The 18,159-nt window shown below is 31.3% G+C and carries 14 protein-coding genes; 4 read left to right on the forward strand and 10 right to left on the reverse strand.

Annotation, left to right across the window (positions count from 1 at the left end; translation table 11 throughout):
- The first annotated feature begins 55 nt into the window (after positions 1-55).
- Positions 56-2,218: a carboxy terminal-processing peptidase gene (locus CLU82_RS11020; protein ID WP_100843143.1), complete on the forward strand. Its 2,163-nt coding sequence runs from the start codon at positions 56-58 to the stop codon at positions 2,216-2,218.
- Between the two features lie 168 nt (positions 2,219-2,386).
- Complete coding sequence (locus tag CLU82_RS11025; RefSeq protein WP_100845008.1) at positions 2,387-3,142, forward strand: DNA/RNA non-specific endonuclease; 756 nt, start codon at positions 2,387-2,389, stop codon at positions 3,140-3,142.
- 3 nt (positions 3,143-3,145) lie between these two features.
- Here CLU82_RS11025 and rodA read toward each other — a convergent pair whose 3' ends face one another.
- The 6 genes from rodA to purH are packed head-to-tail and all read right to left on the reverse strand — an operon-like array spanning position 3,146 to position 10,317.
- Positions 3,146-4,381, reverse strand: a complete 1,236-nt coding sequence (gene rodA, locus CLU82_RS11030; protein WP_100843144.1) for a rod shape-determining protein RodA — start codon at positions 4,379-4,381, stop codon at positions 3,146-3,148.
- Between the two features lie 14 nt (positions 4,382-4,395).
- Positions 4,396-6,333: a penicillin-binding protein 2 gene (gene mrdA / locus CLU82_RS11035; protein WP_100843145.1), complete on the reverse strand. Its 1,938-nt coding sequence runs from the start codon at positions 6,331-6,333 to the stop codon at positions 4,396-4,398.
- Positions 6,330-6,836 carry a rod shape-determining protein MreD gene (locus CLU82_RS11040; RefSeq protein WP_100843146.1) on the reverse strand — a complete coding sequence of 169 codons (507 nt, stop codon included), beginning with the start codon at positions 6,834-6,836 and terminating at the stop codon, positions 6,330-6,332. The genes mrdA and CLU82_RS11040 overlap by 4 nt, the downstream gene beginning before the upstream one ends.
- Positions 6,829-7,653 carry a rod shape-determining protein MreC gene (mreC, locus tag CLU82_RS11045; RefSeq protein ID WP_100843147.1) on the reverse strand — a complete coding sequence of 275 codons (825 nt, stop codon included), beginning with the start codon at positions 7,651-7,653 and terminating at the stop codon, positions 6,829-6,831. Before mreC ends, CLU82_RS11040 begins: the two co-directional genes overlap by 8 nt.
- Before the next feature lie 54 nt (positions 7,654-7,707).
- Positions 7,708-8,736 (reverse strand): rod shape-determining protein, encoded by a 1,029-nt coding sequence (locus CLU82_RS11050; protein WP_100843148.1) that lies wholly within the window; start codon positions 8,734-8,736, stop codon positions 7,708-7,710.
- Between the two features lie 54 nt (positions 8,737-8,790).
- Positions 8,791-10,317 (reverse strand): bifunctional phosphoribosylaminoimidazolecarboxamide formyltransferase/IMP cyclohydrolase, encoded by a 1,527-nt coding sequence (gene purH / locus CLU82_RS11055; protein WP_100843149.1) that lies wholly within the window; start codon positions 10,315-10,317, stop codon positions 8,791-8,793.
- A 164-nt stretch (positions 10,318-10,481) separates the two neighbouring features.
- On the opposite strand from purH, the gene CLU82_RS11060 reads away from it, so the two are divergent.
- Positions 10,482-11,729 (forward strand): ABC transporter permease, encoded by a 1,248-nt coding sequence (locus tag CLU82_RS11060; RefSeq protein ID WP_100843150.1) that lies wholly within the window; start codon positions 10,482-10,484, stop codon positions 11,727-11,729.
- Between the two features lie 101 nt (positions 11,730-11,830).
- Positions 11,831-12,712, forward strand: coding sequence for a cupin-like domain-containing protein (locus CLU82_RS11065; protein ID WP_100843151.1), 882 nt, complete (start codon positions 11,831-11,833; stop codon positions 12,710-12,712).
- Between the two features lie 32 nt (positions 12,713-12,744).
- On the opposite strand, the gene CLU82_RS11070 is transcribed toward CLU82_RS11065, so the two are convergent.
- From CLU82_RS11070 to CLU82_RS11090, 4 genes are all read right to left on the reverse strand, one after another.
- Positions 12,745-13,155, reverse strand: coding sequence for a hypothetical protein (locus tag CLU82_RS11070; RefSeq protein WP_157813346.1), 411 nt, complete (start codon positions 13,153-13,155; stop codon positions 12,745-12,747).
- 273 nt (positions 13,156-13,428) lie between these two features.
- Positions 13,429-14,283, reverse strand: coding sequence for an acetyl-CoA carboxylase, carboxyltransferase subunit beta (accD, locus tag CLU82_RS11080; RefSeq protein WP_100843154.1), 855 nt, complete (start codon positions 14,281-14,283; stop codon positions 13,429-13,431).
- A 71-nt stretch (positions 14,284-14,354) separates the two neighbouring features.
- Entirely contained in the window at positions 14,355-15,422 is a 1,068-nt protein-coding gene (gene fbaA, locus CLU82_RS11085) for a class II fructose-bisphosphate aldolase (RefSeq protein WP_100843155.1), read from the reverse strand.
- 70 nt (positions 15,423-15,492) lie between these two features.
- On the reverse strand, positions 15,493-18,117 hold the full coding sequence (locus CLU82_RS11090; RefSeq protein WP_100843156.1) for a BamA/TamA family outer membrane protein: 2,625 nt from the start codon (positions 18,115-18,117) through the stop codon (positions 15,493-15,495).
- Between the last annotated feature and the right edge of the window lie 42 nt (positions 18,118-18,159).

Here is an 18,159-nt window from a genome sequence, read left to right on the forward strand (position 1 = left end):
ATTTTGATTTCAATGTAATTTAGATATATTTGAGGGATTCTATTATTAGAACTTTATGAAAAGAAATTATATAATATTTGTAGTTACAATAAGCCTTTCGTTTACCTTATTTGCCTTTACTATTAATTCAAAAAAAATAGTTGATCCAGATAGAGATAAATTGCTTTTGGAATTATTGACGTTTGTAATTGAGAAAGGACATTATAATCCTGCGGTTATTGATGATAATTTTTCAAAAGGTGTTTACAAAGACTATATCGCAGCTTTAGATCCGTCTAAACGTTTCTTCCTGCAATCAGATATTAATGAGTTTTCTAAATTCGAATTGGAGTTAGACGATCAATTGATTAATAAAGATTTAATTTTTTTTAATCTTACTTATGATCGTTTAATGCTTCGTATGGAAGAAAGTCAAAAAATATTCAAAGAAGTATTGAATGTTCCTTTTGATTATAAAAAAGATGAAAGTTTTAGTGTAGATTATGATAATACACCTTATGCCAAAAATACTAAAGCGCTGAAAGAAAAATGGAGAAAACAAATAAAGTTATCTACTCTTTCTTCATTTACTGATAAACAAAAATTAGAAGAAGATAAGAAATTAAAAGACCCAACATATGTTATGAAGTTGGATGCAGTCTTGGAAAAAGAAACAAGAGACAGTTCATTAACTTCTTTGAATGAATCTTTTGGATTTATGATTGAACTAAAAAGAGATGATTGGTTCACATTATACATCAATTCTATTATGTCTCAATTTGACCCACACACTTCTTATTTTGCACCCGATGAAAAAGAACGTTTTGATGAGGGTATAAGTGGTAAACTTCAAGGGATTGGTGCTTTATTGCTAAAGAAAAATGACTGCATTGAAATTTCAGAACTTGTTTCAGGCGGTCCTGCTTGGAGAGGGAAGCAATTGGAAAAAGGAGATTTGGTTATGAAAGTAGCACAGGGTAATAACGTTCCGGTGGATGTTGTGGGGATGCGCTTGAGTGAAGTTGTAAAAAAAGTTAAAGGACCAAAAGGTTCTGAAGTTCGTCTAACTGTTAAAAAGGCAGATGGTACAATTCAAATAATTTCTATAATAAGAGATATTGTTGAAATCGAAGAAACATATGTAAAATCGAGTGTTGTTGAAAAGAAAGGTTTAAAATATGGAATTATCTATTTACCTAAATTTTATATTGATTTTGAGAACAAAGGAGGTAGAGATGCTGGTAAAGATATTGCTCTGGAAATAGATCGTTTGAAAAAAGCTAAGGTTAATGGTATTGTTTTAGATGTACGTGATGATGGTGGAGGTTCTTTATCTACAGTTGTTGATATTGCGGGTTTATTTATACAAGACGGTCCTATTGTTCAAGTTAAATCAGCAGGTAAGAGAAGAGAAATTTTATATGATACCGATAAAAAAGTCGAATGGGAAGGTCCACTAGTAATTATGGTAAATGAATTTTCTGCCTCGGCTTCCGAGATTTTGGCTGCTGCTATTCAAGATTATAGAAGAGGAATCATTATGGGCAGCAAACAAACTTACGGTAAAGGAACTGTTCAAAAGGTAATTGATTTGAATCCATTTGTACGTAATAGTGTCAATAGTGGTGTTGGTGATTTAGGTGCTTTAAAAACAACTATTCAAAAATTTTATAGAATAAATGGTGGTTCAACTCAACTTGAAGGCGTAAGTAGTGATATAATAATGCCAGATCGTTATGCTTATTTAAAAATGGGTGAACGTGATCAAGAACATGCAATGCCTTGGGATAAAATTGATGCTACTCCTTATGCCGTTTGGAATAATACATCTAAATTTGATCAAGCTATTCTTAATAGTAAAAAGAGGATTGAAAATAATGCTCAATTTCAATTGATAGAAGAAAATGCGAAATGGATTGATAGTAGAAGTGCAGAGGATTTATATAGTTTAAATATTGATAAATTTAAAATTGCTCAAAATATAAAAGAAGAAGCTGCTAAAAAATTCAAACCAATTGCTGATTATAAGAATAATTTAAAATTCATTTCATTACCTTATGAAGTATTGAAAATTACTAAGGACCCTGTTCTTAAAGAAAAAAGAGAAAGATGGCATGAAAGCTTAGCTAAAGATATTTATGTTGAAGAAGCTCTGAATGTTCTGGATGATTTGCAACCAAAATCAATTGTGAAAACAAGTATTACTGTAGATAAAAAGAGTAAATTGGTTAAGTCGTAATAGCTTTTAATATTATTCGTTTAGATTTAGTATCGATGAATTTCTGTTCAAATATTGTTATATTAAGTAAATAGAGGTTTGAAAATGATAAGTTATACCCAGATTATTTCGAAATATCTTTTGATTCCTTTTTGTTTAATCTCATGTAAAGATTATAAGAAAGAAAAAATGCTTTCAGATAAAGCTTTTGTAAGTATAAGTGAAAAAGAACAATCAAACTTGTTATCACATTCTTTTCAAAAAGGTACTTTTGATTACTTGCCTACTTCAACAACAAATCAAATTATAAAGCATTTATATTATACCTTATCTTATAACGAAGATAAAGAGCAGGCCGAATGGGTTGCTTATGAATTAAACGGCTCAAATGATAAGAAAAATAAATTTGAGAGACCTTTTTTTATTAAAGATCCTAAAGTAACAAGTGGATCTGCCGATTGGAAAAACTACAAAAAATCTGGCTATGATAAAGGTCATCTTTGTCCAGCTGGAGATATGACTTTTGATAAAAAAGCGTATGACGAAACATTTTACACTTCGAATATTGCTCCTCAATTACACGATTTTAATGATGGTGTCTGGAATAAATTAGAACAGAAAACACGTTATTGGTCTGTGAAATATAAAAAACTATATGTAATTACAGGTGGAATATTATCATCAAATTTGAAGACCATTGGGAAAGAGAATGTAGCTGTGCCAAATTATTTTTATAAAATAATTGGTAGTGATCTCGGAGGAAAATTTAAAATGATTGCTTTTTTGGTTCCAAATGCAAAAAGTGACAAGCCTTTATATGATTTTGTTGTTTCTGTTGATACTATTGAAAAAATGACAGGAATTGATTTTTTTTCTAAGTTAGAAGATAAAATAGAAACTAATTTAGAAAAGAAAAACGATTATAAAGAATGGAGTTTTAATTAATAATTACCACTCATTCACTTTGTTAGCATCCATTTTGATAAAAATGAATAATAAAATTGTGAATCCCCACAAACCCGATCCTCCGTAAGAAAAGAAAGGCAAAGGTACTCCGATCGTTGGAAAAATCCCAATAACCATTGCAATATTTACAAAAAAGTGAGTAAATAAAATACCTGCAACACAATAACCATACACTCTGCTGAATTTGGTTTTTTGTCTTTCGGCAAGATAAATTACTCTAAGGAATAAACCAGTAAAAAGACCTATTACTACTAAACATCCAAGAAATCCCCATTCTTCTCCAACTGTAGTAAAAATATAATCAGTATGTTGTTCAGGTACAAAACCTCCTTTAGTTTGTGTTCCTTCAAGAAAACCTTTTCCCAGCCAGCCTCCGGAGCCAACTGCAATTTCAGATTGGTTGGTGTTATATCCAATACCTTTCATGTCTACCTCTTTGCCCAATAAGATATTGAAACGGTCACGATGATGTTGTTTGAAAACATTGGTAAAAACATAGTTTACAGATAAAACAAAGCCAGATATAATGGCAAAAAGAATGCCGCTCAATACAATGTTTCTATCTGCTATTCTTGATTTATAATGGATTAAAATAATTATCAAAAGTGATATCAAAATAACATATTCAGGCTCTAATACCAACGTTAACATAAACAGTAAAATAGTTATAAAACCTGTCCATACATACCAAGCAGGTAATCCTTCTCTAAATAAAACGATAATAAAAATACTGTAAATTAATGCACTACCAGGATCTGGTTGTGGTAAAATGAGCATAACTGGTAAGAAGACAATTGCTAATGCCTGTATTTGTCTATTTGTTTCTTTTAAGTTAATCTGTGTATCACTTAAATATTTTGCAATGGCTAAGGAGGTTGCAGCTTTTGCAAATTCTGATGGTTGTAATGTGAAACTCCCAAATCCATACCAACAGCGCTGCCCCGCTATTGTTTTTCCAAAAACAAATAAACCAGCAAGAGAGATAAGAGAAATCACAAATATAATACTGGCATATTTTTCATAAAATTTACCATCAATATATAACAAAATAAAAATTATAGGAATAGTTAAAGCAATGAATATGGCTTGCTTTTCATAAGTTCCCTCTGTAGAAGATAATGAGGATGAATATATATTTAACCAACCTAAAAACACTAGTGCTATATAGATAATGATACATATCCAATCAATATTGCTTGATAAACTTTGATTTTTCATTTGATATGAATGTATTATTTTTTGGTTTTTAAAGTATCTTTTTTTGCTGCAGCAAGTTTTGTTTTACTTTTTAAAATAGAATCTTTTATCCATAATTCTTTTTTAACTTCTTCTGAAAGTCCACCTAGTTTTGCGTAGCGTCCCTGTAAGCTAGTGTTCAATACACGAGTTTCTAAATCAGTTCTTGTGATTTTTTTTCTTAAGTATTTTTCAATCATTAAACTGGCAATAGGGCCCGCAATAGTTGATCCAAAGCCTCCATTTTCTACTAATATGGCTATGGCTATTTTGGGATTGTCTTTTGGTGCAAATGCAACAAAAATGGAATGATCTTCTAGTTGTGTTCTTACTCCGTTAATTTTGGCAAAATTTTCAGCAGTTCCTGTTTTTCCACAAATATCTATTCCTTCTACTCTAAGGGCATAAGCTGTTCCTTTGTTATACACATCAAATAGTCCACTAATCATAGGGGCAAAATGTTTTTTGTCTATGGTAGTTACATGTTTTGTAGTGTACTTTTTATCTATTGTTTCCCCTTTTATTTTTTTAATAATGTGAGGAGTATAATAATATCCTTCATTAGCTACTGCCGACATCATATTCGCTAATTGTATAGGTGTCATCAATACTTCACCTTGTCCTATAGCGTTAGAAATAATTGTTGTACCTCTCCAGCCTCCATTCGGATATATTCTTTTGTATGTTTTTGAAGTGGGGATATTTCCTTTTTTTCCAGTAGGTAAATCATACCCCATAAATTGTCCTAGACCAAAACTTTTTATGTGATTGCTCCATACGTCTACTGCATACGCTGGTTTGTTGTATTTGGCAATAGTTCTCAGATATACGTTAGAGAAATAAGCATTACAAGATTTATAAGTACCAACATGTAAATCACGAATACCTCCACCACAGTGACATCTTTGAAAATGTCCTCTTGCGTAGGCAAAACCATGATTACATACAAAAGTAGTTTCTTCGTCTATTACTTCTTCTTGTAATCCAACAAGGCCAGTCATGATTTTAAAAGGGGAGCCTGGAGGGTATTCAGCTAGTAAAGACCTGTCGTAAAGTGGGTTTGCAATAGAATCGCGATATAATTTAGTATAGTTTTTAGAACGTTGTCTGCCAACTAAAATTCCTGGATCATAAGAAGGTGCGGTAACAAGTGCTAGAATTTCACCTGTTTTAGGTTCAATAGCAACTATTCCTCCTCGTTTATTTACCATTAATTGTTCGCCGTATTTTTGAATTTCGGCATCTATGGTCAGGTTTATATCTTCTCCTTGTAGAGCAATCGTGTCGTATTTTCCGTCTTTATAGGAGCCAATTTCTCTATTGAATTTGTCTTTTTGAAAATATTTAACTCCTTTTATTCCTCGGAGAATTTTTTCATAACTTTCCTCAACTCCTTGTTTTCCAATTAAATCACCACTTTTATAGTAATGATTTTTTTCAATAAGCTTTTCATTGGCTTGTGTTATAAAACCAAAAATATTGGCCCCATAATTTGCTTCATAATCGCGTAATGAACGTTTTTGAAAATAAAAGCCTTCAAATTTTCTAATTTTTTCTTGAAAAGCGGCAAATTCAGTTTTATTTAATTGAGCCAAAAATACTGATGGTAATCTAGGACTGTAAACTTTGGCTTTTTCTATTTTTTTAATAAAATCTTCTTTGGTAATATTCAATAATTTACAAAACTCCAATGTATCTGTTTTGTTTAACTCTCTTGGAATTACCATGATATCATAAGAGGGTTGATTGGCAACTAATAAAACGCCATTTCTGTCATAGATATAACCTCTCTCTGGATAATCATACTCTATTTTTATAGCATTATTTTCAGATTTTAGTTTAAAAGAATCATCAATAATTTGCAAGTAAAAAACACGAATGATTAACAAAGATGCCCCAATAATGATTAAAGCTGGCAACAAGATTTTTCTCATCGTTTATTTGGCTTTATTAAGTAAATAAGAATAATACAAGTTAAAATTGTAAATAGTGTACTTAAAAGAGTTCTAAGTAGAACGTCTAAAAGGAATGAGATTTGAAAAGATTCTAATAGAAATAAAGTAACATGGTGTGTTGTAACTGCCAATAAAATAAACGTAAATCGTTCTGGTGTTAATACATCATTTAATTTAATGGTTTGATATTCATAACTAAGGCCAAATGAAAATTTAAAAAAGAAAGGTCTTAAATATGCCAAGATAACACATGCAGTGGCATGAACACCCCCAGAATTACAAAATAAATCCATAATCAATCCTAGAAAAAAACTAGCAATAAGAAGATTGGCTTTGTTACCATTTACTGGATAAAGGATGATAAAAAGAATATAAGGAAAAGCACTTACATATCCTCCAAAATTCATATTATTAAAAACTAGAATTTGTAAAGCTAATAAGAGCACAAAACGAAAAATATTCACTAACAACGTGCTATTCATCTTTTCTTTGGTTTTCTAAATTTTTAATTTCTTCGCTGTTTTCAGTCTTTATGATATAAACGTGACCTAAATTGGTCATATCATTGAATAATTTTACAGTAATTGTGTAATAATGAGTCTCACTATCTGTTTCCAATTTAGAGATGGTTCCAATTCCAATATTTTCAGGAAATATAACAGATTGACCACCTGTTACAATAGTATCTCCTTTTTTTACGCTGGCTAATCTTGGGACATCTATCAACTGAACAAATCCAGTACTTTTTCCATCCCATTTCAAGGTTCCAAAATGGTCTGAGCTTTTAATTTTTGCGTTTATCTGCGATTTGGTATTAAGTATGCTTATTACAGTAGAGTAGTTGGTAGAAACATTATCGATAATACCAACAATACCTAAACTGTTAATTACCCCCATATCTGATTTAACTCCCTCTTTAGCACCAGAATTTAAAGTTAAGAAATTCTCATACACATTAAACGAGTTATGAATTACTTTGGAAACAATGATGTCTTTTGGTAAAACGCCTTTTAAACTGTCTAGATTTGGAATTTCAGCAGAATCTTTAGTCTTAAATAGTAAACTTTTTAGATTAGCATTTTCCAATGCTAACTGATCATTTTGTTCTTTTAAGTGAAAGTATTCTTCCATAGAATTGATTCTTTCATAAACGCCACCACTTAGAAAATTAGCAGAGCTAATAACTTTGCTTCTATGAAAAGAATGCGATTGAATGGTAAGAGATAATGAAATACCCAAAAGCAGCAAAAACAGTATTCTATTACTGTTTTTTATAATAAATGAAAATATTTGCTGCATTTTTTAATGGTATAATTAATGTTGAATAACTATAATGTTCAGTAAAACAATGTTTTACTTGATTAATATATTTTTAAATTTTGAAATGTTTTTCAGTGCCATTCCAGTTCCTCTTACAACAGCTCTTAACGGATCTTCAGCAATGTAAACGGGTAAATCCGTTTTTTGAGAAATTCTTTTATCTAGTCCTCTTAACATAGACCCACCACCTGCTAAATAAATACCTGTATTATAGATGTCAGCTGCTAATTCTGGAGGAGTTTGAGATAATGTTTCCATTACCGCATCTTCAATTCGTTGAATCGATTTGTCTAATGCTTTTGCAATTTCTCTATAAGATACTTCTACTTGTTTTGGCTTACCAGTCAATAAGTCTCTTCCTTGAACAGACATATCTTCTGGAGGAGTTTCCAAGTTTTCGATAGCAGCACCAATTTGAATTTTTATTTTTTCAGCAGTACTTTCTCCAACAAATAAGTTGTGTTGTGTGCGCATGTAGTAAACAATATCATTGGTAAAAACATCTCCCGCGATTTTAACAGATTTATCACAAACGATTCCTCCTAATGCAATTACAGCGATTTCAGTTGTTCCACCACCTATATCAACAATCATATTTCCTTTTGGTTGCATAATATCGATACCAATACCAATTGCAGCGGCCATAGGCTCATGAATTAAATATACTTCTTTACCATTAACTCTTTCACAAGATTCTTTTACCGCTCTCATCTCTACTTCGGTAATTCCCGAAGGAATACAAACTACCATTCTAAGAGCTGGAGTAAACATTCTTTTTTTCAATGCAGGTATGCTTTTTATAAACATACTGATCATTTTTTCAGAGGCATCAAAATCGGCAATTACACCATCTTTTAAAGGCCTAATTGTTTTAATGTTTTCATGCGTCTTCCCTTGCATCATATTGGCTTCTTTGCCAACTGCAATAATCTTGCCTGATATTCTATCACGCGCAACTATAGATGGACTGTCAATTACGACTTTGTCATTGTGAATGATTAAAGTGTTTGCTGTACCAAGGTCTATCGCAATATCCTCGGTCATGAAATCAAAAAATCCCATATGCCTTTTAAGGGTTAAAAAGTTATAAATAAATTACGCACAAAGTTAAACAAATTAATGTTTAAAATGACGAGTTCCTGTAAATACCATTGCAAGATTATTTTCATTACAATAATTAATGCTCAATTCGTCTTTGATTGATCCTCCAGGTTGAATTACGGCAGTTATTCCTGCTTTTTTTGCTATTTCAACACAGTCTGGAAATGGGAAAAAAGCATCACTAGCCATTGAAGCTCCTTCTAAACTAAATCCAAAAGCTTTTGCTTTTTCAATAGCTTGCAATAACGCATCAACTCTTGAAGTCTGTCCTGTTCCAGAAGAAATCAAAGTTCCGTTTTTAGCAAATACGATTGTGTTTGATTTGGTATTCTTACAAACCTTTGAAGCGAAAATCAAATCTTTAATTTCTTCTTCAGTTGGTGCTGTAAGCGTAACGGTTTTTAAGTCAGCTTTAGTATCGGTGATATTGTTTCTTTCCTGAATTAACAAACCATTAAGACATGTTCTTACTTGTTTTTGAGGTAATTCAACCTCATTTTGAATTAATATAATTCTGTTTTTCTTTTCTTGTAAAATAGCAATGGCTTCAGCATCATAAGATGGAGCAATAACTACTTCACAAAATAGTTTGTTTATTTCATTAGCTGTAGCAACATCAATAGTAGTATTTGCAATCAATACACCACCAAAAGCAGATGTTGGATCACAAGCCAAAGCCACATTATACGCTTCGCTAATAGTTTCTCTTGTAGCTAATCCGCAGGCATTGTTGTGTTTTAAAATGGCGAAAGTTGGGCCGTCTGTTTTAAATTCATGAATTAAGTTTACAGCTGCATCAACATCTAATAAGTTATTGTATGATAATTCTTTTCCGTGAACTTTGGTAAACATAGCTTCAAAATCGCCAAAGAAGAACCCTTTTTGATGTGGATTTTCACCATATCTCAATACTTGTCCGTTTTCTATACTAGATTTATAGATTGTTTCATCAGTATTAAAATAATTAAAAATAGCGCCATCATAATGTGAAGAAACATGAAAAGCTTTAGTTGCTAATAATTTTCTATCTTCTAAGGATGTTGCTCCATTTTGAGCAGTAATCATGTCCAAAAATAAACCGTATTGATCCATTGAAGCAACAATAGCAGTGTCTTTGAAATTTTTTGCGGCAGCACGAATTAATGAAATACCACCAATGTCAATTTTTTCGATAATATCACTTTCACTAGCTCCAGAAGCTACTGTTTTTTCAAAAGGGTATAAATCAACAATAACCAAATCAATTTGAGGAATGTTATATTCCTTCATTTGTTGTACATCACTTTCGTTATCTTGACGATTTAGGATACCACCAAAAACTTTTGGATGTAAAGTTTTTACTCTTCCGCCAAGAATTGATGGGTAAGAAGTAACATCTTCAACTGGAATAACAGGGATTCCTAAATTTTTAATGAATTCTTCTGTTCCTCCTGTTGAATAAAAAGTTACATTTTGCTCATGTAATTTTCTAACAATTGGCTCAAGACCATCTTTTGAAAAGACTGAAATTAATGCTGATTGGATTGTTTTTGTTGTGCTCATCGAGTAGTTATAATTTTAAAGTGCAAAAATAGTTTTTTTTGATAATATAATTCAATAAAAAAGATGTAACAATCTCTTAAAATATCATACCAATTGTTAAATATATTTTTTTAGGATTTTGAAATAAAAAGATAGAATTTTACAGTAATACAAATTTTAAAAATATGCTAGTTTACCTACGATTATTAAAAGAGAGTTTTGGTTTTGCTATGAATGCATTGCGAAGCAACAAATTGAGAACATTACTTTCATTATTGGGGGTTACTATCGGAATATTTTCTATAATAGCAGTACTTGCTGCGGTAGATTCTTTGGATAAAAAAATCTCTAAAGATTTAAGTAGTTTAGATAAAAATACTGTTTATTTATTAAAATTCTCTTTTGGACCTTCTGATATACCACAATGGAAAAGAGAACAATTTCCTAACGTAAAATATTCAGAATATATTTATTTAAAAAATGCCATGACGCATACTGCTGAATTGGGGTATCAAATTTTCACAAAGAGCGAATCAATAAAATATGAGTCTAATATAGTTTCTGATGTCAATATTGTACCAGTATCTCATGAATTTATTGATATTCAAGGATTAGAATTTGAAAATGGAAGGTTTTATAATGAGTCCGAAGCTAATTCTGGCGCTGCAGTGATTGTTTTAGGTGATGATGTTGCAAAATCACTTTTTGAAGGTGCTGAAGCTATTGGGAAAAATGTAAGATTGTACGGCCAGCGATTTACGGTTATAGGAGTTTTGAAAAAAGAAGGTTCAATGTTTGGAGGTGGTAATGACTCTTCAGCTTTTATCCCCGTTAATTTTGTTCGAAGACTATATGGTGATAATAATCCAAATTTAACGAATGTAATTATATTCAAGCCAGAAAAAGGAGTGGATATGGAGGAGTATAAAGGTGAAATAACACAAAAGCTTAGAAATTTTAGAGGACTGAAAGCAGGGGAGATTGACAACTTTTTTATTAATGTCTTTGCTGGTTTTTTAGATATTATCGATCAAATTTTAGGGTCTTTACGAATAGGGGGAATCTTTATAAGTTTTTTTTCTTTCTTGGTTGGTGGTTTTGGTGTTGCTAATATTATGTTTGTTTCTGTAAAAGAGCGAACCAATTTAATTGGTATTCAGAAATCATTAGGTGCTAAAAATCGTTTTATATTATTTCAATTTTTATTTGAAGCGATTATTCTTTGTGTAATTGGAGGTGCAATTGGATTGTTAATGGTTTGGGCAGTTTCTATACTTCTTACCAACTTATTAGATTTTGACTTTGTTTTAAGTATGTGGAATATTTTAATTGGATCAGGGTTATCGGTTATTGTAGGAGTTGTATCGGGTATCATACCAGCTATTGGAGCATCTAAGTTAGATCCTGTTGAAGCGATTAGAACAGGTATGTAATTGATTTTTCGTATTATAGTATTGTTAATTTAGTGTAAATTTTGGATGACTATAAATATTTAATTAGTTTTGATAAACATGGAATGATTAAATATTCATAGATGAGCTTTATTTTAAAAAATGTAGATATAGTTGACTCTATTACTAGAGAGGATTTTAAGAAAAACTATTTAGACAAAAGAAAACCTTTAATTATAAAAGGATTGACAAAAGATTGGCCTGCTCGCGAAAAGTGGTCAACTGATTATTTTAAAGAAATAGCTGGAGATATTGAGGTAAAGCTAGTTGATAATTCCAAAGCAGATCCAAATAAAGTAATTAACGCCTCTATTGCCAGTATGAAGTTTGGTAAATATTTGGATTTAATAAAAAGTGAGCCTACAGACTTGCGTATTTTTTTCTTTAACCTTTTCAAACACAGGCCAGAGTTAGTTAATGATGTAGTGGTACCTAAAGATTTAATGGGAGGATTTATTGAAAGTATGCCTGCTATGTTTTTTGGAGGATCTAAAGCAATCACTTTTTTACATTACGATATTGATTTACCTCACCTTTTTCATACTCATTTTGGAGGGCGAAAACATATTATATTATTTGACAATAAGTGGAAAAAACGCCTTTATTGTGTTCCTAATACGACTTATGCTTTAGAAGATTATGATGTTGCTAATCCAGATTTTGAAAAATTTCCGGCATTGAAAGGGGTAGAGGGTTATGAAGTTTTTCTTGAGCATGGAGATACTTTATTTATGCCAACAGGAATGTGGCATTGGATGCGGTATATTGATGGATCTTTTTCCTTGACACTTCGTGCGTGGGATCGGTCAATAAGCAGGAAAGCAGCTAGTGTTTGGAGTTTGTTTATGCATGGTGCAGTTGATAGTGCTGTAAAAGTGGTTTTTAAAGGGCGTTACGCAAAATGGCGAGAGCGATTAGCTTTTAAAATAGCTGAAAAAGAATTAATAAAAAACAGACCAAAATAGGTTTTTAGAACATATGTTAAGTTGTTGATATTCTATGGTTTTATTCTCGCTAATTTTATTTTTGTTTTATCCCATTTTATTTCATTTGAATAATAAAAATCATTGTTTTTCTTGTATTTTAAAACGGTATCTTCTTCTTGAGTTGTTTTCCTTATGTGATACGTTCGAATAAGACCTCTTTTTAAAAATTCCAAGAAGTATTTATTTTTGATAGTGTCATTTTGTGAAACAATTATTAAAATCTGTCTTCTTTTCTCTTTAGTCAAAATGTTTTCTGAAATAAAGTCATTTAAAGTTTTTTGTGGAATTTTAATAATATCTTTTGGTTGTAAATCGAGAAAATGTGTCATTCTCGGAACCGGTGCTACACATGATAGGACTATTTTTTGTTTGGTAGAAAAAAAAGTCGCCTTTTTTATCAATAACAAGCTGACTTTCTCCATAAAAAAAGCCTTTTGTTGAAGGAAGTTTGATTCTACTATTATTTCTTTTTAAGGAATCTGCATATTCTTGCATTTTTTGATCTTCAAATGAAATTATATAAGGTTTATTTGTTTTTGCAATCTCTTCTTTTTTTTTTGGAACAATTTAAAAATGACAAACAAAACACGAAAGCTATAAATGTTCTTCTCATAAAGTAGTTATTTGAAATAAAGATATATAAAAAAAATCCCAAGAAAATTTCCTTGGGATTTTGCAATTTAGATATTTGTAAATTATCTAATTGTATTATTTTGAATCAAATCAAGATATAAATTAATCTTGTCTTTCAATTCTTTTCTTGGTGTTATAAAGTCTAAGAAACCATGTTCTAATAGAAATTCAGCAGTTTGAAATCCTTCTGGTAAATCTTTACCAGTAGTGTCTCTTACTACACGAGGTCCGGCAAAACCAATTAATGCTCCTGGTTCTGAAATATTGATATCTCCTAACATGGCATAAGATGCGGTAGTTCCTCCAGTTGTAGGATCAGTACAAAGTGAAATATAAGGAAGTTTTGCTTCAGAAAGTTGTGCTAGTTTTACAGATGTTTTAGCCAATTGCATTAAAGAATAAGCGGCTTCCATCATTCTAGCTCCTCCAGATTTGGATATCATTACAAAAGGCAATTTGTTTTTGATAGCATGATCAATTCCTCTTGCGATTTTTTCTCCAACAACTGCTCCCATTGATCCGCCGATGAAGGCAAAATCCATACAGCAAATTACTACTTCTTTTCCTTTGGATTTTCCAACTCCAGTACGCACAGCGTCTTTAAGTTTTGTTTTTTCCATAACTTCTTTCAGTCGATCTGCATATTTTTTTGTGTCAACAAATTGCAGTGGATCTTTAGAAGTCATATTTTTGTCTAATTCAACAAACTCATTGTTGTCAAATAAAATATCAAAATAAGCTTCACTTCCAATTCTAACATGGAAACCATCTTCGGGACTTACAAATAAATTACGTGCCAATTCATCAGCGTCGATAATTTTTCCGGTAGGTGATTTGTACCAAAGCCCTTTTGGAATATCCATTTTGTCTTCGGTAGCCGTAGTGATTCCTTTTTCTTGTCTTTTAAACCAAGCCATATTTTTGTAATTATGAATTATAAATTATGAATTATGAGTTAAACTCATAATTCATAATTGGTAATTTGAATTTATAATGTATTCACATTATTTAAGTCAGCAAATGCTTGCTCAAGTCTTGCGTTGAATGTGCTTTCACCTTCACGTAACCATTTTCTTGGGTCGTAGTATTTTTTGTTTGGAGAATCGCTACCAGTTGGATTTCCAATTTGAGTTTTAAGGTAGTCAATATTGTTAACCATGAAGTCGCGAATACCTTCAGTAAATGCAAATTGTAAGTCAGTATCAATATTCATTTTTACTACACCGTAACTAATTCCTTCTCTGATTTCTTCCAATGTAGAACCAGATCCTCCGTGGAAAACAAAATCAACTGGATTGTTTCCAGTGTTGAATTTAGCTTGTACGAAATCTTGAGAGTTTTTTAAGATTTTTGGAGTCAATTTTACGTTTCCTGGTTTGTAAACACCGTGAACGTTTCCAAAAGCTGCAGCGATTGTAAATTTTGGGCTAACTTTTGATAATTCTTCGTAAGCAAAAGCTACTTCTTCTGGTTGTGTATATAATTTTGAGCTGTCTACATCAGAGTTGTCTACACCGTCTTCTTCACCACCAGTGATTCCAAGTTCGATTTCAAGAGTCATTCCCATTTTACTCATTCTTTCTAAATATCCTTTACAGATTTCGATATTTTCTTCGATAGGCTCTTCAGATAAATCAATCATGTGAGAAGAGAATAATGGTTTTCCAGTTGCTGCAAAATGTACTTCTGAAGCATCTAATAATCCGTCAATCCAAGGTAATAATTTTTTAGCACAGTGGTCAGTGTGCAAAATAACAGTTGCTCCGTATGCTTCTGCTAATGTATGAATGTGTTTTGCTCCTGCAATACCACCAGCAATAGCTGCTTTTTCTCCAGCATTAGAAAGTCCTTTTCCAGCATTAAATTGTGCTCCTCCGTTTGAAAATTGGATGATAACTGGTGCATTTAGTTTAGCAGCAGTTTCTAGTACTCCATTAATTGTATCAGATCCTATAACATTTACAGCAGGAAGCGCAAAACCTTTTTCTTTTGCATAATTGAATATTTCTTGTACTTGATCGCCTGTAGCTACTCCGGGTTTAATATTGTGTGCCATTGTAATTTTCTTTTAATTGTTTTTTTTAGTTTTTAGATTATAATTTGCAAAAATAAGAATTAATTAGCACTTAGAAAGGGTAATTGATCCCAAAATTAAATACAGAGTTTGCAAAATTATATTGGGTAAACCATCTTTCCCCGATTTCCTTGGCTGGATTGTAGGTTTTAAAGCCAACATCGAGTCTTACAACAAAGAAACTTACATCATATCGAATACCAAATCCTGTTCCTAATGCGATTTCAGTTAAATCTTTTATACTGTCAAATTTTGCTGCTTCATAGGTAACAGCATCAAGTGCATTCCAAATATTTCCTGCATCTGCGAATAAAGCTCCTCCCCATTTACCTGCAATTGAGAAACGATATTCACCACTAATGGCAATTTTCATATTGGCTTCGTTAAAGTCATTTGTAAAAGAACTACTTCCTGGGCCAAGATTATAGGGTTGCCAAGCTCTGTTGTCATTGGATCCCCCCGCATAGTAACTTTTTGAAAACGGCACTGTATTTGAGTTTCCGTAAGGTATAGCGATACCAAAAAAGGTTCGCATGGCAAATATGTTGGATTTACTAAGACTCCAATGTTTAATGAAATCAAATTCTGTTTTTATATACTCAGAATATTCTAAATTAAAAATTTCATAATTACCATTTTGATTTTTAGGAATATTTCCAATTTCTGATATTGCAGATAGCAAAGTTCCTGCGGACTCTATTTTTGTTCTAAAAGTATAAAAATCATTGTCTTGTAAATCTTTTTTGCTGGTTTTAGTGAAATTAAAATTGGTTGCCAAGATAAAATCATTGTCAGTAAGTCGTATTCTTTGTTGTTCAATACTGTTGACATTCTGGAATTCAGGATCATTTTGGGTTAATGTGGTTTGACCAGTTAAAACATCATTTGTAAAGCCTGTTGTTCCGCTTTCTATAATCAAATTTCCATTTGAATCTGCATAAGATGGATTTGTATTATAGGTTTTGGAAATGTTATTTAAAGCATCATAAGAACTTGTATAAACATGGAAATAATTTTCAGGATTTAGGTTTCGAATAAACTGAAAGTTTAAAAGATCCAAACGAGTGGTAGTGTTTTTCTTCGGTGTCCAATTGTATGAAAAGGAACCAGTAAAGTTTTCTTTGTCCAATCCAATATTGGTTTGTTTGGATAGACCAAGACTAACTATTGTTGAAGGAATCATACTTTTTGGGATGATTTTTTCTGTTTTGATTGGAAATAGTACCCGTGGAAAGTTTAATTTTGCATCTATACCATATTCAGACACATTGAAAAAACTATCATTTGCATTTGCAATATCCTTGGAAGCACCAATATTTCCTCTTGCTGAAAGTTCTAATGTTTCAGCACCATTAAATACATTTCGTACCGTTTCGGTAACACTTCCAGTTATCCCGAAATCTTCAATATTTGAATGTGTGAAATCTAAAGTATAGCCAAAACTATATTTTTTTCGTGGGGTTAAGTATATATTGGCAATCAAAGACTGTGAAGTTACATCCGTCTTGTCAACTTCATATTGTATAGTTGGGTAATTAAAAGTTTTTAAATTATTTAAGTACCTAGTAGATAAAACAGTTTTGTTATCATTGAATACTCCTCCTTTGGTGATAAAAATGGCATCGGTTATTGCATGTGGAGTGTATTTTATTTTTTTAAAACCATATAAAGTCATATTGTTGTAGGTCACACTGTCCTTAACAGGTTGATTGTGATTTGCAGTCGAGTAATCCGTATAGACTTTAATGTTGCTAATTTTATATATTTTAAAAGGCTCAGTTTTGATTGAGTCATTTTCTAGATAAGAATAGTTTTCAATGTTTAAAAGTACTGATGCTTTGTCTTTTTTATTGATGGTATCAATGTCAAAATTGATGTAATTGGGTTGAAAAAGATAAGCACCATGGTTTCTAAAATAGGTGCTAATATGATTTTTTTCATTTTCGAAATCTTCTGTTTTGTATTGTTTTCCTACTGTCAATGATGATTTAGTCTGTTTGTAAAGAGAATCTAAAACAGGAGTTTTTATTTTTGTTTTAATAGAATCAATAAAGTAAGGATTTCCAGTACTCAAAAAGTATTTAAATCGAGCTTTTTTTGGTGCCAAAGAATCCAATTTATAGGAGGCTTTTATGTTAAAATAGCCATTGTTGGAATAATAGCTCTTAAGTCTAGTTAGTGACTTTATAGATCTTAAAGTGTCTGCAATTACTGGTGCTTCTCCTGTTTCTTTTAAAAATTCATGAATGCCAAGATACCAAAAAGATTTGCGAAGTCCTTCTACTTGTTTTGCCGAAAGCCATTTAACTTCTCTATCGTACTTTTTTTTGTTATTTAAATATTTTAGATTGAAAGTTGAATCCGGATTTGGATTGGCTAAATTGTAGATATTCAATAGCATTCGGTATCCTAAAATACTACTGTTTGGTTGTTGATACAGCTGATCATATATAGTTTGGTTTTTGAGTAATTTGCCATTCTCAAAGATTTCATTTTTAACAAGAAGCTGTTTTCTAGCTGGAACTCTTTTTTCTGAATTACAAGCGTAGAAAAAAACACTAATTAGGATAAATAATGATATTTTTGCAAGACTATTTTTCTTCTTAAAAAGTATAGATTGCCTAAAATTCTCGGCAAAATTATTTTTTATAATAAAGGAAAAAAAACATTTATTCATCTGGGAATTCTTGTTGTAGAATATTTAATTCAAAAATACATT

The organism is Flavobacterium sp. 5, from assembly GCF_002813295.1.
In the GTDB taxonomy this organism is placed as follows: domain Bacteria; phylum Bacteroidota; class Bacteroidia; order Flavobacteriales; family Flavobacteriaceae; genus Flavobacterium.